The organism is Paenibacillus vortex V453 (genome assembly GCF_000193415.1).
GTDB classification, from domain to species: domain Bacteria; phylum Bacillota; class Bacilli; order Paenibacillales; family Paenibacillaceae; genus Paenibacillus_AQ; species Paenibacillus_AQ glucanolyticus.
On the sequence record NZ_ADHJ01000017.1, the window covers coordinates 292,518 to 318,309 of the forward strand.

The window sequence follows — 25,792 nt, forward strand, 5'->3', positions numbered from 1 at the left end:
TGATACATTGGACAAATTGGTGATTGAGGGTGGAAGGCCCCTATCAGGAACCATACGTATCCATGGAGCAAAAAATGCAGCTTTACCTATTCTAGCAGCAAGTCTTCTTGCAGAAGGGACTGTAAGATTAAGCAATGTCCCGCATCTGCTGGATATTGAAGTGATGCTAAGCATTCTTGGCCGTCTTGGCTCCAAATGCAAGCATGAGCTGGAGACGGTTACCGTGGATACCTCGTCTGCCAATTCGTTTCATGTCCCGGAAGATTTAATGAAGCAGATGCGATCCTCCATCTTTTTGATGGGACCTCTGCTGGCCCGTTTTGGTGAAGTGACGATCTATCAGCCCGGGGGCTGTGCGATCGGGGAACGCAAGATCGACCTCCACCTTCAGGGATTGCAGGCACTGGGTGCGGAAATCGAGGAGAGCAACGATAAAATCCATTGCAGAGCAAGCCGATTGATCGGAACGGATATTCATCTCGATTTTGCCAGCGTAGGGGCAACGGAGAATATCATGATGGCAGCAGCAACGGCACTTGGCACAACGGTGCTCACCAATGCAGCCAGAGAGCCTGAAATTCAAGACCTTCAGCATTTCCTGAACAAGATGGGAGCCAACATTATCGGTGCCGGAACGGATACGATTACGATCCACGGCGTGGAGCGTCTTACGCCTTGCGAGTATGAGATCATACCGGATCGGATCGTAGCGGGAACCGTCATGATTGCAGCCGCCGTCACCCGGGGAAGTGTTACGCTTACAAAGACCAATCCCTCTCATTTAACTTCTCTTATACATGTGCTGAAGCGCGCCGGTGTTCAAACCAGTGTATGCAATGATATAATAAACATAAGCTGTATGAGCCGTCCCAAAGCTGTTGAACGAATTGTGACTTCGCCTTATCCTTCTTTCCCGACCGATTTGCAGTCCCAGGTCATGGTCTTGTTGTCCTTGGCCGATGGATTTAGTGTTATGAAAGAAACGGTATTTGAGGGACGGTTCAAACATGTGGAGGAACTCTCCCGCATGGGAGCAGACATTTCCACGGATCTGAACTATGCGTTTATACGCGGTGTTCAGAGAATTTACGGAGCCACTGTGGAGGCAACCGATCTTCGGGCTGGAGCGGCGCTCGTCATTGCCGGTTTGGCCGCGCAGGGAACGACCGTGGTGGAGCAAGTTCACCATATTGATCGCGGTTATGATCGTATTGAAAACATGTTCCAAGGTTTAGGTGCACGGATCTATCGTCAGTCTCCTGTGCCCAAACCGCTTGATTTAGCCAATTGAGGTCCTGAGCATCCCCTCCAGAGGAGGGGATAACAGGTCTTTATGGAGAGAGTGGATATGTCCAAGACACATATGCCTGTCCTTAAGCAGGACAAGCCCAAACCGAAAACAGCCAGGAAAATTATATGGATTCTTTTGCTGCTGTTTGCAGCGCTGCTGACGATTCTCTTTTTCCGATCGCCGGTCAGCCAAGTTACCGAGATTCATTTTACAGGCAATACGTTTAATACCAATGAGCAGCTTACTAAGCAAAGCGGACTTCGCATAGGAGACCAATATTTCAGCGTAGAGCCTAAAGATGTGCAGGAACGCCTCGTGGGTCTGGGAACTATCAAGTCGGCTGAAGTGGTCAAGAGCTTTCCGGGTGAGGTGCGAATCGCGGTTACGGAGCATCCTACGGTCGCCTATGAGCTGTCGGAGAACGGAGAACTTCAAGCGATTCTGGCAAGCGGTACTTCCGTTCCTGTTACAGCGAGCGGTATCGCCGTGGAGAAGCCGATCCTGACCAAGTGGGATCCATCGGACCCGAACAAGGCTATGTTAAGTGAAGTGCTTGCGGAGATTCCCAATAGTTTGACCTCGGACATCTCGGAAATCATGCCTTCACCGACGGTCTCTTTCCCGGACCGGATCAAGTTGTACACACGTTCCAAATTCGAAGTCATCACTACGGTTTCCCTGCTTCGGGATAAAGTAGAGTACCTGAGTCAGGTTACCGAAATGGAGCGGCCGGGTGTGATTACGATGCTGGAAGCAGACGCTTATGTACCGTTTGAACAAGAAGTTACAGAAGAGTCAGAGGAAGGGCAATAACCCCCTACTCAGGAATAGGAATAAATGGTACAATTGAAAGTATTGACAACTTGTTTCGGTTCTTCTTTTTTGAATGACTTTTACGGCCTGTTATAGCAAATGTTGGCAGTAAAAAAAATGTTGAAAAAAGAGGGAAAGACCTGCGAGTGTGGAATAAGTAGAAATGTATTCTTTATTATCAAATTAATTTGCTAAAAACAGGAGGTGCCAGGGCTTGAGCAACAATGACATCATTGTTAGTTTGGACATCGGTACATCCAAAGTTCGTGCTATTATTGGGGAAGTTAATAATGGAACCTTTAATATTATTGGAGTTGGATCTGCCGACTCGGAGGGAATTCGCAAGGGTGCAATTGTAGATATCGACCAGACCGTACAATCCATTCGCAGCGCTGTAGATCATGCGGAGCGTATGGTCGGTATTCAAATATCCGAAGTATATGTCGGCATTTCCGGAAATCATATCGGACTTCAATCCAGCCATGGAGTTGTGGCAGTATCGAACGAGGATCGAGAAATTGGCGAAGAGGACATCGACCGCGTGCTGAAGGCAGCGGAGGTCGTGGCGCTTCCACCTGATCGTGAAATTATCGATGTGGTTGCTAAACAGTTTGTAGTTGACGGTTTGGAAGGAATCTCAGATCCGCGAGGAATGATCGGCGTGAGGCTTGAGGTAGAAGCGACGATTATTACTGGCGCCAAAACGGCAATACATAATCTGTTACGATGCGTGGAGAAATCAGGCCTGAAAGTGAAGGATCTGGTGTTGATTCCGCTTGGTGCCGGACAACTCGCCTTGTCGAAGGATGAGAAAACGATGGGTTCGGTACTGGTGGACGTCGGAGCAGGCTCAACCACGCTGGCTGTGTTTGAGGGAGGCAGCATTGCCGCAACCTCGACGCTTCCGGTTGGTGGCGATTTTGTTACGAATGATGTTGCATATGGACTGCGAACTCTGACGGATCAAGCAGAGAAGGTGAAATTGAAGTATGGATGCGCACTGATTGAGAGTGCCGCGCCCGAAGTAACTTTTAAAGTGACGAGAATTGGAAGCAATGTGGACAAGGAGTTCACTCAAGAAGATCTGGCAGCTATCATAGAACCTCGTATTCAGGAAATCTTCCAATTGGTAAGCCAAGAAATTAAACGCTTGGGTTACAGTGAGCTTCCTGGTGGTTATATACTTACTGGGGGCACTATGTCCATGCCTGGTGTGCTGCAGGTGGCACAAAATGAGCTGGCGACTTCCGTACGGATTGCTGTTCCGGATTTTATCGGTGTTCGTGATCCGGGATACTGCAGCGGAGTCGGCATCCTCCATAATGCAATCCGGAATGTACGTGTACGCAATACAGGAGGAAGCAACAACAGCAGCGGAAACAGCAAGAAACCGGTGAACCGCGCGAAGCAGCAAAATCCTGTCGCAGCAACTCAGGAGACCAGCCAGAAGCCGGGATTTATTGAACGCCTGAAAAAGATGTTCAGCGAGTTTATATAGCGGATTCATTCGACAGTGGACGTGCCATCCACGCACATTGAGGGGGAGATGGATTAGATGTTGGAATTCGATTTTGAAATGGATAGCTTGGCTCAAATAAAAGTAATCGGAGTAGGTGGCGGCGGAAGCAACGCTGTTAACCGAATGATTGAGAATGGTGTGCAGGGTGTTGAATTTATAACGGTAAATACGGATGCTCAGGCACTTCATCTTGCTAAATCCGAACACAAATTGCAAATCGGGGATAAGTTGACTCGCGGCCTTGGTGCTGGTGCCAATCCTGATGTCGGCAAGAAGGCCGCCGAAGAATCCCGTGATTTGATTATGAACACCCTGAAGGGTGCGGATATGGTATTCGTTACAGCTGGTATGGGCGGCGGAACCGGAACAGGCGCAGCTCCTGTCATAGCTGAAATTGCTAAGGAGTGCGGGGCATTAACGGTTGGGGTTGTCACTCGTCCGTTTACGTTCGAAGGACGCAAGCGTGCTTCCCAAGCGGAGCTTGGCATTGAAGCATTGAAAGAGAAAGTGGACACACTCATCGTCATTCCGAATGATCGCTTGCTGGAGATCGTGGATAAGAAGACACCGATGCTGGAAGCGTTCCGAGAAGCTGATAACGTATTGCGTCAGGCCGTTCAGGGCATTTCTGATCTGATCCAAGTACCGGGTCTGATCAACCTTGACTTCGCCGACGTGAAGACCATCATGACAGAACGCGGATCCGCGCTGATGGGTATTGGACTGGCTACCGGTGAGAACCGTGCCTCTGAAGCTGCCCGCAAGGCAATTATGAGCCCGCTGCTTGAGACCTCTATTGAGGGAGCACGTGGTGTTATCATGAATATTACAGGAGGAGCCAATCTCTCCTTGTATGAAGTAAATGAAGCGGCCGAGATCGTAACCTCAGCTTCCGATCCGGAAGTGAACATGATCTTTGGTGCGATTATCGAGGAAAGCATGAAGGAAGAAATCAAGGTAACGGTGATCGCTACCGGCTTTGAGAGCAAACCTTCACCGATCCCTCCTGGACGTCGCCCTGCTATGCCTCAAGGGGAACAACAGCAGCAGCAGCAGGCAACGGACAAGAGCAATGTGAATCTGAAGCCGTTTGGCAATCAGAACGGCAATGATCAGCTCGATATTCCTACATTCCTTCGCAATCGTTCCCGTAATAATGATTAATTCGAATAAGCCTGTGCTTCGTCATCCTGATGAAGACAGGTTTATTTTTTTTATCTTTCTCCACAGCCTTGCCATACCACATCCCATCCCATCCATAAGAGAGTAAGAAGTAAATAGTGCTGATGCTGTCACACTTTCACGAATAAAGGTTCAGGTGCTCAAACGCTGCGTAACATATGGATATTCCCCTGGTTTTTTCCCAAGATCAAGATGGTTGACTGACGAGCGGAGAGTCCTCTTGGCTCCGGTTTCTAAAAACTGCCCTTCATCGACAAAAAAAGTCTGTAATCGGCCCACAGGTTTAGACAGACTTTGAATTCTATTCTTTTTATACTAGTAACATCTCCCATTGCCCAGAAAACAACAGAAGCATAACGGAAGTGGATTTTTCGACTAGGCAGGTGAACAACCTGGTTGTTTATATTGATCTCATATTTTTGGCAAACCTCGTCATTGACGGCATATTGCTGGCGTTAACCGCCTGGATGCGCAGGGTCAAACCAAGATGGTGGAGGCTAGTGTTATCTTCCGTGGTAGGCGCACTGTATGTTGTCATGATGTTTGTCCCGCAATTGTCGTTTTTGTACACCTTTCTCATTAAGTTTGGACTTTCATTGATTATGCTCTGGATTGCTTTTGGATTTGCAAGCTTGCAGAGTTACCTTCGTCATTTGGGAGCTTTTTATATGGTGAATTTTGCCGCAGCCGGAGGTATTATCGGATTTCATTATCTGGTGCAAAATTCGGGAGAATTGTTCAGTGGGATATGGTATACGACATCGGGAGGGCTATCCTTTGAATTGAAGGTGGGATTCTGGTTTGCATGCATTACCTTTTTTGTAGTTGTATTCGCATTTAAGGCGGTTCAGACCACGAAACGTAAAACCGAGAACCGTGAAACCCTGTTAGGTGATGTCTCCGTATGGATTGGCAGCACCAAAATTTCCTGTGTGGGTTTGCTCGATACAGGAAACCAATTAAGCGATCCCTTGACGCGCACGCCCGTTATGGTGATGGAAGCAGCGCTATGGGAAGCTTATCTGCCCCAGGGCTGGAGCAAACAGCTGATGGAGGGGGAACCGGACAAATTAATTATGGGGCTGGGGGCAGAGGAATTTGACTGGCAGGACCGTCTGCGGTTAGTTCCGTACCGAGGTGTCAACCGGGGGGCCGCATTCATGCTTGCCCTAAAGCCCGACATGGTACGGATTGAACTGGGAGGACTGGAATACGTATCATCCAAAGTGTTGATTGGTCTTGATGGCGGAACGCTGTCCGGCGACAGGGCATACCGGGCCATTATCCATCCGGCTTTGACGGAGGGAGAGGGCACGCCCAAGGTTCATGCAGGTATTGCTCAGGAGGAAGCTTTACAACAGAATACCGAATCTAGCCTTGTTGAATCTGGTGAGGCGAAGACTGCGGGATAACGATGATAAAGCTATTTTCATAGTCTTCGAATCGTGTAATCTATATGGAATGCTGATGTAATCTTTGAAACTCTTATGGAAAGTTATCATGCCAAGCGAGGAAAACCGTGACTACACTTACGAAGTTATGTTGTCCCTTCGGGAAAACGTTTAGGAGGATACGAGATGCCCGTTAAATGGAGATTAGCATTGCAGCTGCAGTATTACCGCGTACTTTTTTTACTAGGCCTGAAGAGTCAGGAAATCTACTACATCGGAGGAAGTGAGGCGCTTCCGCCTCCGCTTACGAAAGAAGAAGAGGAGTTCTTGCTCAAGAAGCTGCCTTCCGGCGATGCAGCCACCCGCGCTATGCTGATCGAACGTAACCTGCGTCTGGTTGTGTACATTGCCCGCAAATTCGAGAACACCGGCATTAACATCGAGGATTTGGTATCGATTGGTGCGATCGGACTGATTAAAGCGGTGAATACTTTTGACCCGGAGAAAAAAATCAAGCTGGCTACATATGCCTCGCGCTGTATTGAAAATGAAATACTGATGTACCTGCGGCGGAATAACAAAACGCGAAGCGAGGTTTCTTTTGATGAACCGCTGAACATCGATTGGGATGGCAACGAATTGCTCTTGTCCGATGTGCTGGGCACCGAGAATGACACCATCTACCGTAACATCGAAGAACAGGTGGACCGGAAACTCCTGCAAAAAGCGCTTGATAAATTAAGCGACAGGGAACGCATGATTATGGAGCTTCGTTTCGGGCTTCAGGACGGGGAAGAAAAGACGCAAAAAGACGTGGCAGACCTGCTTGGAATCTCACAATCCTACATTTCCCGATTGGAGAAGAGAATTATTAAACGACTCCGCAAAGAATTCAACAAGATGGTGTAACTGGAAAACCCAAGGAATAAAATAACCCCCCTCGGAGATAATGTACAGTAATGTTTCTCCTTGGGAGGTTAGTCATCATGACGCGAAACAAAGTTGAAATTTGTGGTGTGGATACGTCAAAACTGCCGGTTCTGACGAATGTGGAAATGAGGGAGCTGTTCCATAATCTGCAGCAGAACAATGAACGATCAGCTCGAGAAAAACTGGTGAATGGCAACCTGAGACTGGTCCTCAGCGTCATCCAGAGGTTTAATAATCGGGGGGAGTTTGTTGATGATCTGTTTCAGGTAGGGTGCATTGGATTGATGAAAGCCATCGACAATTTTGATTTGTCGCAAAATGTTAAATTTTCCACTTATGCCGTACCGATGATTATCGGAGAAATACGTCGTTACTTAAGGGACAATAACCCGATTCGCGTCTCGCGATCCCTGCGTGATATTGCTTACAAGGCACTTCAGGTCCGGGATCAGCTGACAAATGCGAACTCGCGCGAACCGACGATTTTTGAAATTTCCGAAGCGCTGAATGTGCCCAAGGAAGATGTTGTTTTTGCACTCGATGCTATTCAAGATCCCGTGTCCTTGTTTGAGCCGATTTATCATGATGGCGGAGATCCGATTTATGTGATGGATCAAATCAGTGATGATAAGAACAAAGATGTATCCTGGATTGAAGAAATCGCACTCCGGGAAGCGATGCACAAGCTCGGACAACGTGAAAAAATGATTTTATCCATGCGGTTTTATGAAGGCAAGACCCAGATGGAAGTTGCTGATGAAATCGGCATCTCCCAAGCTCAGGTGTCCCGTCTGGAGAAGTCAGCGATCAAGCAAATGCAGAAGCATGTCAAAACTTAGGAAGACCAGCCATCAAACGAAAAGACAACGATCCCATTCAAGGGGTCGTTTTTTTAATTTAAGTAAGTTATTTTACTCATGCGGCTCATATACTGAACAGAGGGTATTTATGTAAACGGCATGCCCGATCCTCAAATACATCTAAGGTGTGAATGCTCATGATACCTGAAAATCAAATGGTGGGGAAAAAGATGAAAATTTCCGATTTTCAAACGAAGGATGTTATTAATATCATTGATGGCAAACGGCTGGGACAGATCAGTGATCTGGAACTCGACTTGCGGCAGGGCCGAATTGAAGCGATTGTTGTGCCGAGTTACGGAAAGTTTATGGGGCTGTTTGGCGGCGGGAGTGATCTGATCATCCCCTGGCGGAATATCGTGAAGATTGGTTCGGATGTAGTGCTTGTCAAGATGGAGGAGCTGCGAAGAATGCCGGAAGATCAGGAGCCGGTGGAATATCTGGATCGCCCGGATCGCCATGATCGGCGCAGCTTCTGACAAGCCGCCAATCGGTTGATGTGTCTCCAGCGTATGTTTTCTGTTACACTGGGATAGAGGTGAAATGTTCATGGAACCGTTTGTGAGTCAGGAGAAGCAGACACCGAGTCTGTTCGTGCTGGAAAAATGGGGAAGGGAAACGGAGGCTGCTGCGATTTCAGCCGGTTTCACAGGCCGGCAAGGAGGCGTTAGCCGGGTACCATATGACAGTCTGAACTTGGCCTTTCATGTCGGAGATGAACCGGGTGACATTGTAGAGAACCGGAAATTAACCGCTGCATCCCTTGGGTTTTCACTGGAGGACTGGACCTGTGGTGAACAGGTGCATGGCGTTCAGATTGGTGTCGTTCATGAAGAGGACAGAGGCAGAGGAAGCTTGGATCGGACCTCGGCCTTTCAAAATACAGACGGACTTGTGACCCATGTCCCCGGCGTGCTGCTGACTTCCTTCTACGCGGATTGCGTGCCATTGTATTTTTGGGACCCCGTTTCGGGTGCTGTCGGTTTGGCCCATGCCGGCTGGAAGGGAACGGTAGGCCGTATTGCTGAAGAAATGGTCGCCAAGATGGCCCTGGAGTATGGCGGCATGCCGCAGAATATTCGTACAGCCATCGGTCCGTCGATAGGCGAGTGCTGCTATGAGGTGGATGATCGGGTCATGGATCGTGTCCGTGATATTGGATTCGGGGGGCTTACGCCAGAGGAAGCTGCAAAATCAGCCCTGTATATCGACAAGGGACGCGGAAAATACATGCTGAACTTGAAAGAAATAAACAGACACATTATGATTAAAGCAGGAATATTGGCGGAACATATCGAATGTACTTCATGGTGTACAAGCTGCAATCACGATCTGTTCTTCTCCTACCGCAAGGATGGAGGGACAACGGGTCGTATGGCAAGTTGGATCGGGATGAGAAAGAGGTGAGTCGTCCCTTGAGTTTGATGGAACGTATCGATCAGGTGGAACAGCGAATAACGGAGGCTTGCGCAAGAAGCGGCAGGGACCGGAATGAAGTGAATATGATTGCGGTCACTAAATATGTCTCCTTGGATAAAACAGCTTCGGTACTGGATCAGGGACTTCAGCATATCGGCGAGAACCGCTGGCAGGACGCCCAGGAGAAGTGGAACGCCCTTGGAGACCGGGGAACGTGGCATTTCATCGGGCACCTGCAGACCAACAAGGTCAGGGATGTCATTGATAAATTTCAATATATTCATTCACTTGACCGCTTGTCCTTAGCCCATGAGCTGGAGAAGAGGGCTGCAGCGCTGAACCTTCAGGTATCCGCCTTTATGCAAGTTAATATCTCGGGCGAGGAATCCAAGTACGGATTGGCTCCTGAGAAAGCAGCCGAGTTCTTGAAGGAAATCAACAGTCTTTCACACGTAAAGGTAACCGGACTCATGACCATGGCTCCATATGAGTCGTCAGCGGAGCAGACGCGTCCTGTATTTCGTGGTTTAAGACAACTAAGAGATGAGCTGAATGAGCAGGCGCTGACATTGGAGCCGTTGACTGAATTGTCCATGGGTATGTCCAATGACTTTGAAGTTGCCATAGAAGAAGGGGCGACCTGGGTGCGTCTCGGCTCAATTTTAGTAGGTAAAGAGGAGGATTGACGATGGGCGTGATGAACCGGTTTATGAATTTCTTGGGACTGCAAGAGGAAGAAGAAGTTGTGGAACGCGAGGTTCTTGCCTCGCAGGACGAGCCGGTGGAGGCAACCCCGTTTGATCATCGGAAAAATCAAAAAAAATGCAAATATCGTCAGCATTCATTCACAGAAGAACGTTAAGGTTGTATTAGTGGAGCCGCGTTCATATGATGAAGCACAGGAGATTGCAGATCATCTGCGCTCATTCCGAACGGTTGTCGTTAATCTGCAGCGCGTACGCAATGATCAGGCGCTGCGCATTATCGATTTTCTCAGCGGAACGGTATATGCGCTTAGTGGCGGAATCTCCAAGGTAGGCGGGAATATCTTCCTATGCACACCGGATACCGTCGAAATTCAAGGTTCCATCTCCGAGATTTTAGCAGACGAGCATGAATATAACAGAATGAGGTGATCTAGGCTTTGAGCAGCGAAATTTATAGCATTGTTGGAACCCTGTTCCAAATTTATTTTTACATGATCCTGGTCTACGTTTTAATGTCTTGGCTCCCGAATGTGAGAGAAAGCTTTGTCGGGGAGCTGCTTGGCAAGTTAGTTGAGCCGTATTTGGCTCCATTCCGCCGGTTTATCCCGCCGATTATGGGCATGATCGATATTTCTCCGATTGTCGCGTTGTTCGTGCTGCAGCTGGCACAACGGGGCGTGTATGCTATCCTCGGATATCTACTGTAGCAGGTGAATAAGCATGAAACTGGACATCTATGATCATTTTCACAGGGACGAACGTGAATTTGTGGACCGGGCTTGGGAATGGGTTGTCAATGCCGGACAGTATCATGAAGCGAAGCTGACGGATTTCCTGGACCCTCGTCAGAGATTCATTCTGGAGTCGCTCGTGAATCGTCACCCCGATGTGCATGCCCTGTTTCAGGGTGGACATGCTGACGCAGAGCGCGTTCGGGCATTGATTGCACCGGATTATCGGGATCTTGAGGGCGAGGATTTGAAGATGAAAGTGCTCAGCATATCTTCCGGGGATCAGAAGTTTCTGGAGCTCGACCATGGCGACTACATGGGTTCGATTCTGGGTCTTGGCATCAAGAGATCCAAGATCGGTGATATTCATGTGCTTGAGGACGGCTGCCATACGGTGGTTGCCGAGGACATCAGTTCGTTCCTGCATCTGAATCTCAGTCAAGTTCACAGGGTGCACGTGATGACGGAACTGCTGCCGCTGGACAAGCTTCAGGTCACGCATACGAATTTCGATACGATGGATATTACCGCATCTTCCATGAGACTCGACGGGATCGCCAGTGACGCATACAGGATCAGCCGGACGAAAATCGTGGTACCGATCAAGGCGGGCCGATGCCGTGTGAACTGGAAAGTGGAAGAGGATCCTTCAACGAATTTAAAAGAAGGCGATGTTGTCTCCATCCAAGGCTTTGGAAGGTTTAAAGTACTGGAGACAGGCGGCCTGACGAAAAAAGGGCGGTACCGTATCAAGGTTGGGAAATATGCCTGACCTTTGAAGGAATTGCCGTTTTTTTGTCGAAACAATACAAGGTACATTAATAATTACAATGGATTTGCCGATAAATCAGAATGACCGCTATTGTCTTCATGGACGGGTGGTTTGGCTACTACAGCGGATGAACCGTCTTGTAAGGCCCATATATTTAGGAGGTGCACACCATGCCATTGACACCGCTTGATATACATAACAAGGAATTTGCCCGTCGAATTCGGGGTTATGATGAGGACGAGGTCAACGTAGTTTTTGGACCAGATTATTAAAGATTACGAAAGTGTGATCCGGGAAAATAAGGAACTGGGAAACCAGCTGTTGACGATGCAGGAAAGATTGGATCATTTTTCAAATATTGAGGAAACCTTATCCAAGACGATCATTGTCGCTCAAGAAGCAGCGGACGAGCTGAAACACAACGCGAAGAAGGAAGCTCAGCTGATCGTGAAGGAATCCGAGAAGAATGCAGACCGTATTATCAATGATGCGCTGAGCAAATCCCGCAAAATTGCGCTTGAGGTTGAAGAGTTGAAGAAGCAGGCATCCATCTACCGTACCCGTTTCCGCTCCTTGGTTGAGGCGCAATTGGAGCTCTTGAAGCAAGAAGGCTGGGAGACGCTGGAGAGCCGTGAAGCAAGTCTTGAGCCTAAAGAGGTATACTAGGCGGGTATCCGGTTGACTTTTTCCCGGAAAGAGTCTATAACTAATAACATATTGTTGATTCATATTCGAATTCGTTGATGGGAATAGTACGCGAAGGATCTGTCCCTCAGAGAGCCGGCGGTTGCTGAAAGTCCGGCGTTCAGACCAAGCAGAAGATCATCCCGGAGAAGTGAAGCTGAAGCGTTTAACCGCGTGTGTAAGCTAAACCGTCTGCCGAACGTTACATCGGACCTTGTCTTGTAGTGAAGACATGGACTTAAGGTGTCGTTATGGATAGTCTTCTAGCGGAAGTCTGTTCAGCGAAATTAGGGTGGTAACGCGAGAACAGGTTCTCGTCCCTTTGGGGATGAGGCCTTTTTTTTATTTTCACAGAACATTACGAATCAGGGCGAAAGGACGATTGGCATGAACAGAGTAGACGTCAAAGAGAAGGCGCGGGCAAGAGAGCTGCGCATCTTGAACAAATGGAACGAGGAGAACACGTTCAAGAAATCGATCGAAAGCCGGGCCGGCAAGCCGAATTATGTATTCTATGAAGGGCCTCCAACCGCGAACGGTGCGCCGCATATCGGTCACGTGCTTGGCCGGGTCATTAAAGATTTTGTTGGCCGTTATCAGACGATGAAAGGTTACCATGTCGTTCGGAAAGCGGGCTGGGATACGCACGGACTGCCGGTTGAGCTTGGCGTGGAGAAGCAGCTTGGCATCTCCGGCAAGCAGGAAATCGAGAATTACGGCGTGGAAGCCTTTATCAAGAAATGTAAATCAAGTGTGTTTGAATACGAGCATAAATGGCGTGAGCTGACCGAAGCGATTGCTTATTGGACCGATCTGGATCATCCCTACATCACGCTGGAGAATGATTATATTGAGAGTGTATGGAACATCTTGGCGACAATCCATGACAAAGGTCTCCTGTACCGCGGTCATCGTGTAAGCCCGTATTGCCCGTGCTGTCAGACGACACTCAGTTCTCATGAAGTAGCCCAGGGCTACGAGGATGTTAAAGACCTGAGTGCAACTGCCAAATTCAAGCTGCACGATAGCGGAGAATACGTACTGGCATGGACGACCACGCCTTGGACACTTCCATCCCACGTGGCGTTAGCTGTAAATCCGGATATGGATTATGCGCGCGTAGAGCAGGAGGACGGCATCTACATCGTCGACTAAAAATCTGGTAGAGGATGTCATGAAGGGCGAGTTTACCGTTCTATCTACGTTGAAAGGTTCTGAGCTGGTTGGTAAAACCTATGATTCTCCATTTACCTTCGTACAAGCGGAGAAAAAAAATATAGTCGTTGGCGCCTCCTTTGTTACGGATGCAAGCGGTACGGGCATTGTGCATATGGCTCCTGCTCACGGTGAGGATGACTACCGGGTATGCCGCGAGAATGGCATCAGCTTTGTAAGTGTGGTCAATGGCCAAGGCCGATACACCGATGAAGTGACAGACTTTGCCGGACGTTTCGTCAAAGATTGCGATCTGGATATCGTGAAGTCGTTGTCTGAAAAAGGTCTTCTGTACAGCAAAGAGAAATATGAGCACAGCTACCCGTTCTGCTGGCGCTGTAAATCCCCGCTGCTCTATTATGCAATGGAGAGCTGGTTCATCGAGACGACAGCCGTTAAGGATCAATTGATTGCGAACAACAATGAGGTAACCTGGTATCCGGGCCACGTGCGTGATGGCCGCTTCGGCAAGTTCCTGGAAGATTTGGTTGATTGGAATATCAGCCGGAACCGCTATTGGGGAACGCCGCTGAACGTATGGGTCTGCGACACGTGCGAAGGACAATATGCCCCGCACAGCATTGCTGATCTTCGTGCCAACGCGGTTGGCGAGATTGCGGAGGATCTGGAACTTCACAAGCCTTACGTGGATGAAGTGAAAGTGAAATGCCCGCATTGCGAAGGTGGCGTGATGGAACGCACCTCTGAGGTGATCGACGTATGGTTTGACAGTGGATCGATGCCTTTTGCACAATATCATTATCCGTTCGAGGACAAGGAGAAATTCGAACAGCAGTATCCTGCCGATATGATCTGCGAAGGAATTGACCAGACACGTGGATGGTTCTACAGCCTGCTGGCCGTATCCACCTTGTTCACGGGTAAAGCTCCTTACAAAGCGGTCATGGCCACAGGTCATATCCTGGATGAGAATGGACAGAAGATGTCCAAATCCAAAGGGAATGTCATTGATCCTTGGGATATCATCGAAGAGTACGGTACGGATGCCTTCCGCTGGGCGCTGCTGGCTGACAGTGCGCCATGGAACAGCAAGCGGTTCTCCAAAGGGATCGTTGGCGAGGCGAAATCCAAAGTGGTGGATACGCTGGTAAACACTCATGCATTCCTGACGCTGTACGCCGGTATTGACGGCTATGATCCGAAGGAGCATGAATTCAAGGGATCGGACCATAAGCTGGACCGCTGGATTCTCTCCCGCCTGAACAGCTTGATTCAAGTAGTTGATAAAGGGCTGGCTGTGAATGATTTCCTGAATGCAGCCAAAGCCATCGAAGCCTATGTGGATGAGCTGAGCAACTGGTACATTCGTCGTTCGCGCGACCGATTCTGGGGCAGCGGGCTCAGCGAAGATAAGCTGGCTGCGTATGGAACGCTGACGCATGTGCTGCTCACCCTCTCGAAGCTTATGGCTCCATTTACGCCGATGCTGTCCGAAGATATCTTTGTCAACCTGGGCGGCGGCGAGAGCGTGCATCTGGCCGACTTCCCGCAAGCAGACCAAGCGCTGATCGACAAGGCGCTGGAGCAGGACATGGAGACGGCAAGACAGATTGTGGAGCTTGCGCGCAACGTCCGCAACGAGACCGGAATCAAGACGCGTCAGCCGCTGTCCGAGCTGATTGTGTCCATGAACCGTGAATTTGATCTTTCCGGATACGAAGACATTATCAAGGATGAGATCAACGTAAAAGCAATCGAGGTTGAGACCAGCGACAGCGGCTTCGTAGATTTCACGCTGAAGATGAATCTCAAGGTTGCCGGTAAGAAATATGGTAAGAATATCGGTTTCCTGCAAGGGTTCTTGAAGGGGATGAGCAGTGACGACACTCGCAAAGCGGTTCAAACGGGCGGTGTGAATGTCACTTCACCGGAAGGTGAGGAACTGCAGATTACTGCTGACGAGCTTCTGGTGGAGAAGAAAGCGAAGGAGGGCTTTGCATCCGCTTCGGGTTATGGGTTAACCGTTGCGCTCAATACCGATATCACCCCAGAGCTGGAGCAGGAAGGCTGGGTTCGTGAAGTCGTGCGTGCCGTACAGGATACACGCAAGAAACTGGATCTGCCGATTGAGAAGCGGGTCAACCTGACTCTTGACACGGATGATGAGCTTAGAGGCGCTATTACCGCTTTTGAAGAGGTTCTGCGCGAGAATGTGCTCGTGAACGATCTGCAATTTGGACAAAGTGAAGGCATGGAGCGGGTTGAGCTTGGCGGCAAAACGATCGGTATCCATATCGCCTGAAAGATAGATTGGATTTAATACCAATGCCCCTATCATGGGGCGTTGGTTTTTTTCATATTCAAGTTGAAGCAGGGTTCTTCAGCGGTTAAGGTTCTATACGAATGATATTCTACCAATAGATACATAATAATCAGCGAATCGTGGTTTCGTATCCAGGCAGAGATTGCGGCTAAAGGGGCGTTGAAATATGGCGGAGAAGTCGGATGAAGCGGAGTTAACAGAAGAGAAGAAGGTGTTGGATGAAGATAAGGATCAACTGAGCGCGATACACCGAATGACCACGGACATTGCACAACAGCTGGAGAAGTCCCGGATTGCGGAATACACTCAGCTGTTGAACCGGCCCTGGAAGCTGATATGGACGAATCTGCTGGCTGGCACAGCCCGCGGCGTGGGGATTGCGATTGGTTTCACCTTTTTTGCAGCCACCATCATCTACGTTCTTCAGGCGCTGGGCGCACTGAATTTGCCGATTATCGGTGATTATATTGCAGACATTGTGCGTATTGTTCAGCGTCAGCTGGAGTTGACATAACAAGGAATGCTTTGCAAGTATGTACAAGGGGCCGGCAGCTGCCCTAATCGCAGTCATACCGCCCACCCGGAACTATTAGTTAGCTGAAGGATTCATCATCGGGGTCCCCGTTGGGATCAAGGAGGTAACTTCCTTCGCCCCGATTCAGGTAATCAACGTACTGGGGACTACGCACGATAAAGACCTCGGAACCATCGATATTGGTTGCAACGAAATTTTCATATACCTCAACAAAACCGCCATGATCATCGCCATTCTCGATATCCATCTCGTTATAACTGTCAATGTCGTTTCCTTCCGCCATTGCAGGTGTGTTGGAGGTGCCCCAGCTTTCGACGATCTGCCAAGCGTCCTCGCCATCAAAAGCGGAATACTCATGTTCATCCATGCTGGATTTACCAAAAGCGGGCGCCAGCACCTCTTCCTCAATCGGACGATTGTAGGACAGGTTTTCACGCGGAGTGTCTTTTACGCAATATTGCGTATCAGGCAGAGCTTCCAGCCGTTCATATGGAATGGGCTGGCCGCAGGTCAGACAAACACCATAGCGTCCGTGATGGATGGCTTCAAGTGAGAAAATGACACGTTGCAGTTCAAGATCTACCCTGTCCTGGAGGGCGAGGTCTTTTTCCCGCTCATAGAGCTCTGTAGCCAGATCACCGGGGTGATTATCGATATGTGATAACTCGCCGGTTGAATCTCTCTCGGACTCGCCGAGCCCATGCTGGTCGTTATAGATCATGCGCCGTTCAAGCTCAACTTTTTGATCCATCAGCTTCTGTTGCAGAATATCGAGTTGCTCCTGAGTTAAATGCGACATGTCAGGCTCCTTTCATGGTCCGAAGTTGACCTTCTGATTCATATGTATAGAGTGCACCTATCGTGTCGGTTTTACTGACGGAAAATGTTCTCGCCAATGGACAGGAATGGACGATTTCTGAGCCGCTGTGCTACAATAAGACGAGTTATGTACCGATCAGCGAAGGTGAACGTTTGGTTGGAGAAGACAAGAACGGAGTGACATAAACAAGTGGTATATTATTTGATTGCATTTGTTTTATTTCTTATTGATCAGGGCACCAAGTACTTGATTGCCACAAACCTGGAGCTATATGAGCAGATTCCGGTAATCGGTGATTTCTTCCTGATCACATCGAGCCGAAATCGGGGAGCCGCGTTTGGCATACTGCAGGATCAATTATGGTTCTTCATTGTTGTGACGCTTATCGTGGTGGCAGGTATCATCTGGTACTTGCAAAAGGTAGTGAAGGAAGGACGCAGATTACTGCCTACAGCACTTGCGCTTGTTCTTGGCGGGGCTTTGGGGAACTTCATCGATCGCCTGGTAATGGGAGAGGTTGTGGATTTCCTGCAGTTCAATTTCGGCAGCTACACATTCCCGATATTTAATATTGCTGATTCCTGTATTGTGATCGGTGTGGCGTTAATTATATTGGATACGCTTCTGGACGGAAGACGCGAGAAGATGAAGACAACAAGTGGAGTTTCGGGTACAGAAGGGAATGAATGATGTTGCAAGACGGAATGGATATGGATTCGGACTTTAACGATGGAACGGTACAGGGCCAGGAGCTTCATGAGTGGACCGTAGATGCTGATTCCTCCAAGACCCGTTTAGATAAATACATAACGGAGAGCCTAGGGGAAGAAGTTTCGCGTTCCCAGGTGCAGTTGTGGATTACAGATGGACATGTTAAGGTCAACGAGGAACCTGTAAAATCCAATTATAAGGTGAGTCAGGGTGATCATATTGTGCTGAGTGTACCTCAGCCATCGGTAGTTGAGATTATTCCGGAGGACATCCCGCTTGAAATTGCTTTTGAAGATCGGGACGTGATTGTGGTGAATAAACCGAGAGGGATGGTGGTTCACCCGGCACCGGGGCATTCCTCCGGAACGCTTGTGAATGCGCTGATGTTTCACTGCAAGGACTTGTCTGGCATTAACGGGGAGCTTCGGCCTGGCATCGTTCATCGAATTGACAAGGATACAACCGGTTTAATCATGGCAGCCAAGAACGATAAAGCTCATGCTTCTCTGGCCGCTCAATTGAAGGACCATAGCGTGAACCGTCGTTATCTGGCTCTTGTACATGGAAATATCAGTCATGATCAAGGAACGATTGATGCACCTATCGGCAGGGATGCGCAGGATCGTAAATTATATACGGTGACGGACCGAAACAGCAAGCATGCAGTTACTCATTTTACCGTGGTGGAACGGTTCGGAGACTATAGTCTTCTCGAGCTGAAGCTGGAGACAGGACGAACGCATCAAATCCGCGTGCATATGAAGTATATCGGCCATCCGCTTGTGGGTGATCCCGTATACGGCAAGAGCAAGGGAATCAAACTGAACGGGCAGGCGCTTCATGCAGCCGTTTTAGGTTTTGTCCATCCTTCAAGCGGACAGTACATGGAGTTTTCTGCACCGATGCCGAAGGATATGGAGGAATTGCTGGCGATCCTAAGGGGCCGCTAGCGGTTCCTTTTTTTTCTTGCGTTTGAATTGTCGGGTATGTTATAGTGACGATAACTTTAATGAAGGAGGTGAGCAGGATGAATATCGAGATGGTAAACAACCGTATTAGCCAGCTACCTGTATCTATGGCTGGCATTGTTCATGCATTTCTCTACAACGGGAGAGGTCTGTCCAATTTCAATTATACGGTTGTACCATCGCGAGAAGTCACCTGCCTGCCTGCACGGATTAAGCCCTAATTAAGGCTTACTATTCTTAAGGGTCCGCAGAGCTTGCTCTGTGGGCCCTTTTTGCATTTGCAGCGCCCGGTTCTTCTCCAGCTAACAGGCATTCGAACAGTACGGATGAAATTTGTTCGGAGCATACAGGAGGAAACCTAATATGAATATGATCAATGTACAAAAACTTACTCAATACCACGGCGCCAATTTGGTGCTGGACCAGATATCATTTGAAATCCAAGAAGGCGAGAAGGTTGCTCTCATCGGAAGCAACGGAAGCGGAAAGTCAACGCTGATGCGTCTTCTTGCTGGTCATGACAAGCCAACCGAAGGACAATTGGCGATAAAGAAGAATGCGAAAATCGGATATTTGGAGCAAATTCCGAGCTATATGGATGCCTGGACGGTGCTGGATGTGCTGTCACAGGGCTTGAGTCATCTGACGGACTACCGAACGGAGATGACAGAGCTTGAGAAGAAAATGAGTGATGTTGAGATCGCCGCGGATGCAGCGCAATTAGATCGTGTACTCCGCCGCTATTCAGCTCTTCAGGAGCGGTTTGAGATCGAGGGCGGTTATGAACTTGAGGCCAGCATCGATAGGATTGCTTCAGGGCTTCAAATCTCCAAGCGTGAGTACGGGCATACTTTCGGCTCGTTGTCTGGCGGAGAACAAACTCGGGTGATGCTGGCATCACAGCTGATCGTACAGCCGGAATTGCTGCTGCTTGATGAACCGACCAATCATCTGGATCTGGCACGTACCGAATGGCTGGAGGGTTTTCTGCGCGACTATCCGGGAACCTGCGTCATTATCTCCCATGACCGATATTTTCTCGATCGGGTGGTGTCCAAAACGATTGAGATCGAGGATGGGGAAGTTTTCACAGCCAATGGCGGTTACACCGCATTTATGAGAGATAAGGAGGAACGGTTGCTCCAACAGTTTGCGGAGTATCAAGAGCAGCAGAAAGTGATCAAAAAGATGAAGGAATCGATCAAGCAGCTGGAGGAATTCGGACGCATCGGCGGCAATGAGAAATTTTTCAAACGGGCGGCGTCCATGCGCAGGGCGCTGGAACGGATGGAACAGGTCAAGAGGCCTGTATTGGAACGGAGGCAAGCTGATTTTGATCTCAATCCGCAGGATCGTTCGGGCCGCCGTGTGGCATACTTTGAACAAGTTGAGGTTGCTTACGGAGATCAGAGGGTGCTGAGAGGGGCATCCGGCTTGCTAGAGTATGGTGAGAAGATTGTGCTCATGGGCTCGAACGGCAGCGGTAAAACAACGCTCTTCAAGGTGCTGATGGGAGAGCTGATGCCGGATTCCGGAACGCTGGAATGGGGTTCCAGGGTGGATGTGGGCTACTTGGCGCAACAAGAAGAGCCGGAGAATCCCAAGGAATCCGTGCTTCAATATTTCCGCGGGAAGGCCGGGGTTGAGGAAGGCGAAGCTCGCGGGATATTGGCAAGGTATCTGTTCTACGGAGCGGCTGTATTCAGAACGGTCGGGCAGCTGTCGGGCGGTGAATGGACACGATTAAGGTTAGCGCTGCTTATATACCAGAAGCCGAATCTGCTTCTTCTGGATGAACCAACCAACCATTTGGATATCGCCTCACGCGAAGCGCTGGAGGATGCATTGCGAGATTATGCGGGGACCGTACTTGCCATCTCTCATGACCGGTATTTTGTCAATCAGCTGTCTCATAAAGTATGGGATTTGGAACAAGGCAACGCTTAGTCGTTTACTTGGGAAATTATGATGATTTTCGAGCCAAGAAGGATCAGTTGGCTGCAGCGTCACTTGCAAGAGAGCTTCCAGGCGGAAGAGATGACATTGCCTTGCCGAAGATAGCGCAGCAGAAAGCGAAGGAGAAGACCAGCGCTCAACCTGCGCAACATTCAAACCGAATAAGAGAGAATCCATCTTCTGCCGAACGGAGCCATTGGCTGGAGGAGGAGATCGACCGTTTGGAGAGACTCATTCAACAGCTTGATGGATGGCTTGAGACAGAGGGTCCGATGGTTGACGGAACGGATGCAGCGCTTCTGGAACAGCGCTGGAATGAGCGTGAGTCGCTGGCTGCGAATCGTGACGAGCTCCTGGCGGAATGGCTGGAATTGTCTTAAGCTGGATTTTGCTGATGAGGCTTAAGTCTATGACATACGATCAAGCTGAAAAAGTACAAATCATTTGATATATAATGCATGGCTCCTGCCGAGATTTTACGGCATATTTATGGATGAATATCATTGCAAGAGTAGGAGATGAACTACAAATCATGAGTATTGACAAATATCAGGAAACGTACATTCAGCAAAACTTTGCTAACCGTATACGGCGGTGCCAACTATGGCAAAGATACAGCCATTTATAAATTTGAGAAAATCAAGAGAGCGAAGGCAGCTGCGAAGCAGGAGCATCCGAACACGGAGCTTATCGATATGGGTGTTGGCGAGCCGGACGAGATGGCGGACGCAGGCATCGTGGCGAAGCTCGCTGAGGAAGCCTCCAAGCGGGAAAACCGGGGATATGCGGATAACGGAATTCCTGAGTTTAAGGAAGCGGCTGTTCGCTACTTGAAGAATGTGTTTGGCGTCGAAGGAATCGATGCGGCTACAGAAGTGCTGCACTCCATTGGTTCCAAACCTGCACTGGCTATGCTGCCATCCTGCTTCATTAACCCGGGGGATGTAACCATTATGACGGTTCCGGGATATCCCGTGCTTGGCACGCACACCAAGTATTTGGGCGGCGAAGTATACAATGTGGAATTGAAAAAAGAAAACGCGTTTTTGCCGGATCTCAGTTCCATTCCTGAAGACATTGCACGCCGTGCAAAACTGCTCTACCTGAACTATCCGAACAACCCGACGGGTGCCAGCGCAACCGTTGAGTTTTTCTCCGAGGTTGTGGAATGGGCTCGCAAGTACGGAGTTGTCGTCGTCCACGATGCTCCATATGCAGCGCTCACCTACGATGGCTTGAAGCCGCTCAGCTTCCTCTCCGTACCTGGCGCGAAGGATGTTGGCGTGGAGCTTCACTCCTTGTCCAAATCCTACAACATGACAGGATGGCGCATCGGCTTCATCGCCGGCAATCCGCTTGTGGTCAAAGCGTTTGGCGATGTGAAGGACAACAACGACTCCGGTCAATTCATAGCCATCCAAAAGGCAGCAGCATACGGCTTGGACAATCCGCAAATTACCGAGAAGATTGCAGAGAAGTATTCGCGTCGTCACAATATGCTGGTGGACGTGCTGAATGAACTTGGCTTTACAGCCGAGAAACCGAAAGGCTCCTTCTTCCTGTATGTGGAGGCTCCAAAAGGAGTTAAAGGCGGCCGCCGCTTTGAGTCCGGAGAGGACTTCTCCCAATATCTGATCCGCGAGAAACTGATCTCTACGGTGCCTTGGGATGATGCAGGACATTTCGTTCGCTTCTCCGTGACCTTCATTGCTGACGGTGAGGAAGAAGAGAAACGGGTAATTTCCGAAATTCGCAGCAGACTTAGCGATGTGGAATTCGAATTTTAATAGCGTAATAAACTCTGTTCGGAACGCGACAACTTTCGACATGATCGAGGTTGACATCTCCTGTGGGGTCTGTCATAATGAGATCAATCGAATAGCACCTTTAAATCAGTCCCGTGAGGCTGGCAAGGTAACGTGAACCGAGGTTCATTAACAGGAGGCATAGCTCTGTCTGCGGATAGATGCTGCGCTTTCCACACTATCTCTATGAGATCAACTCCTTGTCCAAGCCGGGCAAGGAGTTTTTTTGTGTGTAAGAAACCCACGGATCGTCAGGAACTGGAAAGGGCTAATCAAACGTGTTGAAGGAGGACTTAAGGATGAGCAATGAACAGCATGTGATTATGGACGAGACGGCCATCCGCCGCGCGCTAACGAGAATTGCCCATGAAATATTGGAAAAGAATAAAGGGATTGAAGATTGTGTACTGGTCGGCATCCGTACACGCGGGGTGTTTCTGGCTCAGAGAATCGCCGAGCGAATGAACGAGATTGAAGGTACGCCGATTCCTTGGGGAGAGATTGATGTGACCTCCTACCGGGATGACCGGGATAGTAAGGAAGCCACCGCAGAGCGGGTGGAAGGAGCAAAGCTCAGTCTGGAGCACCTGAACATCCATGATAAGAAAGTGATTTTGTTCGATGATGTGCTGTACACCGGACGAACCATTCGGGCGGCGATGGATGCCCTGATGGATTGCGGGCGGCCAAGAATGATACAGCTTGCGGTTCTCGCAGATCGCGGCCATCGCGAACTCCCGATCCGGCCGGATTATATCGGAAAGAACGTTCCTACCTCTAAACATGAGGAAATTACGGTGGCATTAACCGAAATCGACGGCAAGGATGAAGTGACCATTAGCCAAAGAGAGGAACGATAATCATGACAACAGCCATTTCAGTGAAAGAACGCAGCCTCTTAGGATTGAAGGATATTAGCAGAGATGAGATTGGATCGATCTTGAATCGGGCGGCATATTGGGAAGCGCAGTCCGACAAAGTGGTACCGGTACTCAAATCAAAATTTGCGGTTAATATGTTCTTCGAGAACAGCACCAGAACGAGATTTTCTTTTGAAATGGCTGAGAAAAGACTCGGCGCCGAGGTGATGAACTTTGCAGCGGCAGCCTCAAGTGTAGAGAAGGGCGAGTCGATCTACGATACCGTGCGGACCTTGGAATCGATGGGGATTGACGCAGGTGTCATCCGCTTGAAACCTTCAGGAGTGCTTCAAGAACTGGCAGAACGGGTGTCGATTCCACTGGTGAATGCAGGAGATGGCAACAATGAGCATCCAACGCAGGCACTGCTTGACCTATATACAATGAAGAAAAGTTTCGGAGAGCTTAAAGGATTAACGGTGTCTATCATCGGAGATATCAAACACAGCAGGGTGGCGCGTTCGGACTTGTGGGCGCTGCAGAAATTCGGAGCGCATGTGCAGTTCTGCGCACCGGAAACGATGCAGGCACCAGAGCTTGCCCAGTATGCACCTTATGTATCGATGGAGACGGCGCTGAAGGCTGATGTGGTTATGATGCTGAGGGTTCAGCTGGAGCGTCATAACGCAGGAGTATTCAAATCCAGCGCGGAATACCGGGAGCAGTACGGTCTTACGGAAGAACGGGCAGCGAGGCTGTCAGGGCACACGATGATTATGCATCCGGCACCCGTGAACCGGAACGTTGAAATTGATGACACGGTTGTGGAAAGTCCCAGATCGATGATATTCAATCAGATGGCGAACGGAGTGCCGATTCGCATGGCGGTTATGGAACGGGCGATGAAGGGCTAACCTGAAGCATGAATATGGATGAATAAATATTAATAATTATACACAAACATGAATTTTTATTATACAATATACAAAGAAGCGAACGGTGCTTCTGCTGCGGAGGGGAACCAAGATGCAAATGCAAGTGATAAGGAATGCCAAAGTGATCAATGAACAAGGACAGCTCGAAGACAAACATATCGTCATTGCAGACGGATTGATTCAGTCGGTTGTGAGTGAGGCTGGAGCCTTACCGGAAGCGGGCGAGAACGTGCGGATAATCGATGCCGAGGGCAAACTGGTCACACCGGGATTCATCGATATGCATGTGCACTTGAGAGAGCCGGGTTATGAGCACAAGGAAACGATCGAGAGCGGCAGCCGCTCAGCAGTGAAGGGCGGATTTACGACCATCGCCTGCATGCCTAACACAAGGCCGGTTACCGACTCGCCTGAAACGGTGAAACTGATACTGGACAAAGCGAGTGAGGCGAATCTTGCGAAGGTGCTGCCTTACGCTGCAATAACCAGGAATGAGCTGGGTCGTGAACTGACAGACTTCGAAGCCTTGAAGGCAGCAGGGGCGATTGGATTCACGGATGACGGGGTCGGCGTACAGAACGCACAGATGATGAAAGATGCCATGAAAAAAGCTAAAGCGCTGGGCATGCCGGTTATCGCTCACTGCGAGGACGATTCGCTGGTAAAGGGAGCTTGCGTGACCGAAGGCAAGTTCGCCCAGCAGCATGGCCTGAAAGGAATTCCGAACGAGTCGGAAGCAATCCATGTCGGACGGGATATTTTGCTGACGGAAGCCACCGGGGTACACTACCATGTATGCCATGTGAGCACAGAGCAGTCCGTACGTTTGATCCGCCAGGCGAAGGCGATTGGCATCTCGGTAACAGCTGAGGTATCGCCCCCACCATCTGGTGCTATCGGACGAAGATATTCCCGGCCTTGATGCAAACTGGAAGATGAATCCGCCGCTGCGCACTCCGCGTGACGTAGAGGCTTGTATAGAAGGTCTGCTGGACGGAACGCTTGATATGATCGTGACGGATCATGCCCCGCACAGCGCTGAAGAGAAAGCCAAAGGCATGGAGCTCGCACCGTTCGGTATCGTTGGATTCGAAACGGCATTTCCACTGCTCTATACCAAGTTTGTTGCAACAGGCAAATGGGATCTCGCACTGCTGGTCAAACGGATGACAAGTGATCCGGCAAGAGTATTCGGTCTTGCAACGGGTGTGCTGGAAGCCGGGGCAGCAGCGGACCTGACCATGATTGACCTGGAAGCCGAGAAGGAAGTGAACCCGGAAGAGTTCGCTACGAAAGGCCGCAACACTCCATTCACCGGCTGGAAGCTGAAGGGCTGGCCTGTGATGACTTGGGTGGACGGCGATATGAAATGGTCCGAACAAAATGGATTTTAAGTAACACTTA

The 25,792-nt window shown here is 49.4% G+C and carries 20 protein-coding genes, 6 pseudogenes and 1 other annotated feature; of the genes and pseudogenes, 25 read left to right on the forward strand and 1 reads right to left on the reverse strand.

From position 1 onward, the window contains the following. The first annotated feature begins 7 nt into the window (after nt 1-7). From murA to PVOR_RS10290, 16 genes and pseudogenes are all read left to right on the forward strand, one after another. A complete protein-coding gene (gene murA, locus PVOR_RS10215) occupies nt 8-1,291 on the forward strand; it encodes a UDP-N-acetylglucosamine 1-carboxyvinyltransferase (RefSeq protein ID WP_006209081.1) in 1,284 nt (427 codons plus the stop codon). Nucleotides 1,292-1,348: 57 nt separating this feature from the next. Further along, nucleotides 1,349-2,104 carry a cell division protein FtsQ/DivIB gene (locus tag PVOR_RS10220; RefSeq protein ID WP_040680456.1) on the forward strand — a complete coding sequence of 252 codons (756 nt, stop codon included), beginning with the start codon at nt 1,349-1,351 and terminating at the stop codon, nt 2,102-2,104. A 214-nt stretch (nt 2,105-2,318) separates the two neighbouring features. Then, complete coding sequence (ftsA, locus tag PVOR_RS10225) at nt 2,319-3,602, forward strand: cell division protein FtsA (RefSeq protein WP_006209083.1); 1,284 nt, start codon at nt 2,319-2,321, stop codon at nt 3,600-3,602. A 57-nt stretch (nt 3,603-3,659) separates the two neighbouring features. Further along, nucleotides 3,660-4,787 carry a cell division protein FtsZ gene (gene ftsZ, locus PVOR_RS10230; RefSeq protein ID WP_006209084.1) on the forward strand — a complete coding sequence of 376 codons (1,128 nt, stop codon included), beginning with the start codon at nt 3,660-3,662 and terminating at the stop codon, nt 4,785-4,787. A 410-nt stretch (nt 4,788-5,197) separates the two neighbouring features. Then, complete coding sequence (gene spoIIGA / locus PVOR_RS10235) at nt 5,198-6,217, forward strand: sigma-E processing peptidase SpoIIGA (protein ID WP_082834392.1); 1,020 nt, start codon at nt 5,198-5,200, stop codon at nt 6,215-6,217. A 165-nt stretch (nt 6,218-6,382) separates the two neighbouring features. Then, on the forward strand, nt 6,383-7,105 hold the full coding sequence (gene sigE / locus PVOR_RS10240; protein WP_006209086.1) for an RNA polymerase sporulation sigma factor SigE: 723 nt from the start codon (nt 6,383-6,385) through the stop codon (nt 7,103-7,105). Between the two features lie 77 nt (nt 7,106-7,182). Then, nucleotides 7,183-7,965 (forward strand): RNA polymerase sporulation sigma factor SigG, encoded by a 783-nt coding sequence (gene sigG / locus PVOR_RS10245; RefSeq protein ID WP_006209087.1) that lies wholly within the window; start codon nt 7,183-7,185, stop codon nt 7,963-7,965. 191 nt (nt 7,966-8,156) lie between these two features. Next, nucleotides 8,157-8,465, forward strand: coding sequence for a YlmC/YmxH family sporulation protein (locus tag PVOR_RS10250; RefSeq protein WP_100086481.1), 309 nt, complete (start codon nt 8,157-8,159; stop codon nt 8,463-8,465). A gap of 70 nt (nt 8,466-8,535) precedes the next feature. After that, nucleotides 8,536-9,393, forward strand: coding sequence for a peptidoglycan editing factor PgeF (gene pgeF, locus PVOR_RS10255; RefSeq protein ID WP_006209089.1), 858 nt, complete (start codon nt 8,536-8,538; stop codon nt 9,391-9,393). An 8-nt stretch (nt 9,394-9,401) separates the two neighbouring features. Next, nucleotides 9,402-10,091, forward strand: coding sequence for a YggS family pyridoxal phosphate-dependent enzyme (locus PVOR_RS10260; RefSeq protein ID WP_006209090.1), 690 nt, complete (start codon nt 9,402-9,404; stop codon nt 10,089-10,091). Nucleotides 10,092-10,093: 2 nt separating this feature from the next. Further along, nucleotides 10,094-10,541, forward strand: a pseudogene (locus tag PVOR_RS10265) (cell division protein SepF). An 8-nt stretch (nt 10,542-10,549) separates the two neighbouring features. After that, nucleotides 10,550-10,819, forward strand: a complete 270-nt coding sequence (locus PVOR_RS10270; RefSeq protein ID WP_006209093.1) for a YggT family protein — start codon at nt 10,550-10,552, stop codon at nt 10,817-10,819. 13 nt (nt 10,820-10,832) lie between these two features. After that, nucleotides 10,833-11,615: a YlmH family RNA-binding protein gene (locus PVOR_RS10275; protein ID WP_006209094.1), complete on the forward strand. Its 783-nt coding sequence runs from the start codon at nt 10,833-10,835 to the stop codon at nt 11,613-11,615. A gap of 170 nt (nt 11,616-11,785) precedes the next feature. Further along, nucleotides 11,786-12,281 (forward strand): annotated as a pseudogene (locus PVOR_RS10280) (DivIVA domain-containing protein). Between the two features lie 65 nt (nt 12,282-12,346). Next, nucleotides 12,347-12,624, forward strand: a binding site (T-box leader). 62 nt (nt 12,625-12,686) lie between these two features. Further along, nucleotides 12,687-15,777: pseudogene (gene ileS, locus PVOR_RS10285) on the forward strand (isoleucine--tRNA ligase). A gap of 187 nt (nt 15,778-15,964) precedes the next feature. After that, nucleotides 15,965-16,312: a DUF5665 domain-containing protein gene (locus PVOR_RS10290; RefSeq protein ID WP_006209095.1), complete on the forward strand. Its 348-nt coding sequence runs from the start codon at nt 15,965-15,967 to the stop codon at nt 16,310-16,312. A gap of 79 nt (nt 16,313-16,391) precedes the next feature. Here PVOR_RS10290 and PVOR_RS10295 read toward each other — a convergent pair whose 3' ends face one another. Continuing rightward, the gene (locus tag PVOR_RS10295) at nt 16,392-17,132 is read right to left on the reverse strand and encodes a TraR/DksA C4-type zinc finger protein (RefSeq protein WP_006209096.1); all 741 of its coding nucleotides are present in this window, start codon (nt 17,130-17,132) and stop codon (nt 16,392-16,394) included. Between the two features lie 62 nt (nt 17,133-17,194). On the opposite strand from PVOR_RS10295, the gene PVOR_RS30610 reads away from it, so the two are divergent. The 9 genes and pseudogenes from PVOR_RS30610 (at nt 17,195) to PVOR_RS10330 (ending at nt 25,782) form a co-directional block, all read left to right on the forward strand. Next, nucleotides 17,195-17,338: a hypothetical protein gene (locus PVOR_RS30610; RefSeq protein ID WP_006209097.1), complete on the forward strand. Its 144-nt coding sequence runs from the start codon at nt 17,195-17,197 to the stop codon at nt 17,336-17,338. Between the two features lie 4 nt (nt 17,339-17,342). Beyond that, on the forward strand, nt 17,343-17,843 hold the full coding sequence (gene lspA / locus PVOR_RS10300) for a signal peptidase II (protein ID WP_006209098.1): 501 nt from the start codon (nt 17,343-17,345) through the stop codon (nt 17,841-17,843). Next, nucleotides 17,843-18,814, forward strand: a complete 972-nt coding sequence (locus PVOR_RS10305) for an RluA family pseudouridine synthase (protein WP_006209099.1) — start codon at nt 17,843-17,845, stop codon at nt 18,812-18,814. Before lspA ends, PVOR_RS10305 begins: the two co-directional genes overlap by 1 nt. Before the next feature lie 77 nt (nt 18,815-18,891). Beyond that, nucleotides 18,892-19,053 carry a hypothetical protein gene (locus PVOR_RS30990; protein ID WP_006209100.1) on the forward strand — a complete coding sequence of 54 codons (162 nt, stop codon included), beginning with the start codon at nt 18,892-18,894 and terminating at the stop codon, nt 19,051-19,053. Between the two features lie 142 nt (nt 19,054-19,195). Next, nucleotides 19,196-20,865, forward strand: a pseudogene (gene abc-f / locus PVOR_RS10310) (ribosomal protection-like ABC-F family protein); the annotation flags it as partial. 455 nt (nt 20,866-21,320) lie between these two features. Next, nucleotides 21,321-22,575 (forward strand): annotated as a pseudogene (locus PVOR_RS10315) (LL-diaminopimelate aminotransferase). A gap of 317 nt (nt 22,576-22,892) precedes the next feature. Next, nucleotides 22,893-23,453, forward strand: coding sequence for a bifunctional pyr operon transcriptional regulator/uracil phosphoribosyltransferase PyrR (gene pyrR, locus PVOR_RS10320; RefSeq protein ID WP_006209104.1), 561 nt, complete (start codon nt 22,893-22,895; stop codon nt 23,451-23,453). Continuing rightward, nucleotides 23,453-24,367 (forward strand): aspartate carbamoyltransferase catalytic subunit, encoded by a 915-nt coding sequence (locus tag PVOR_RS10325; RefSeq protein ID WP_269148277.1) that lies wholly within the window; start codon nt 23,453-23,455, stop codon nt 24,365-24,367. The genes pyrR and PVOR_RS10325 overlap by 1 nt, the downstream gene beginning before the upstream one ends. Nucleotides 24,368-24,479: 112 nt before the next feature. Further along, a pseudogene (locus PVOR_RS10330) lies at nt 24,480-25,782 on the forward strand (dihydroorotase). Nucleotides 25,783-25,792: the final 10 nt, after the last annotated feature.

Excerpts from the sequence above, each read along its gene's own strand:
- PVOR_RS10290 (WP_006209095.1), top strand. The coding sequence starts at position 15,965 with ATGGCGGAGAAGTCGGATGAAGCGGAGTTAACAGAAGAGAAGAAGGTG.
- sigG (WP_006209087.1), top strand. The coding sequence starts at position 7,183 with ATGACGCGAAACAAAGTTGAAATTTGTGGTGTGGATACGTCAAAACTG.
- PVOR_RS10305 (WP_006209099.1), top strand. The coding sequence starts at position 17,843 with ATGTTGCAAGACGGAATGGATATGGATTCGGACTTTAACGATGGAACG.
- pyrR (WP_006209104.1), top strand. The coding sequence starts at position 22,893 with ATGAGCAATGAACAGCATGTGATTATGGACGAGACGGCCATCCGCCGC.
- PVOR_RS10295 (WP_006209096.1), bottom strand. The coding sequence starts at position 17,132 with ATGTCGCATTTAACTCAGGAGCAACTCGATATTCTGCAACAGAAGCTG.
- pgeF (WP_006209089.1), top strand. The coding sequence starts at position 8,536 with ATGGAACCGTTTGTGAGTCAGGAGAAGCAGACACCGAGTCTGTTCGTG.
- PVOR_RS30990 (WP_006209100.1), top strand. The coding sequence starts at position 18,892 with ATGAATATCGAGATGGTAAACAACCGTATTAGCCAGCTACCTGTATCT.
- ftsZ (WP_006209084.1), top strand. The coding sequence starts at position 3,660 with ATGTTGGAATTCGATTTTGAAATGGATAGCTTGGCTCAAATAAAAGTA.
- PVOR_RS10220 (WP_040680456.1), top strand. The coding sequence starts at position 1,349 with ATGTCCAAGACACATATGCCTGTCCTTAAGCAGGACAAGCCCAAACCG.
- PVOR_RS10250 (WP_100086481.1), top strand. The coding sequence starts at position 8,157 with ATGAAAATTTCCGATTTTCAAACGAAGGATGTTATTAATATCATTGAT.
- sigE (WP_006209086.1), top strand. The coding sequence starts at position 6,383 with ATGCCCGTTAAATGGAGATTAGCATTGCAGCTGCAGTATTACCGCGTA.
- PVOR_RS10275 (WP_006209094.1), top strand. The coding sequence starts at position 10,833 with ATGAAACTGGACATCTATGATCATTTTCACAGGGACGAACGTGAATTT.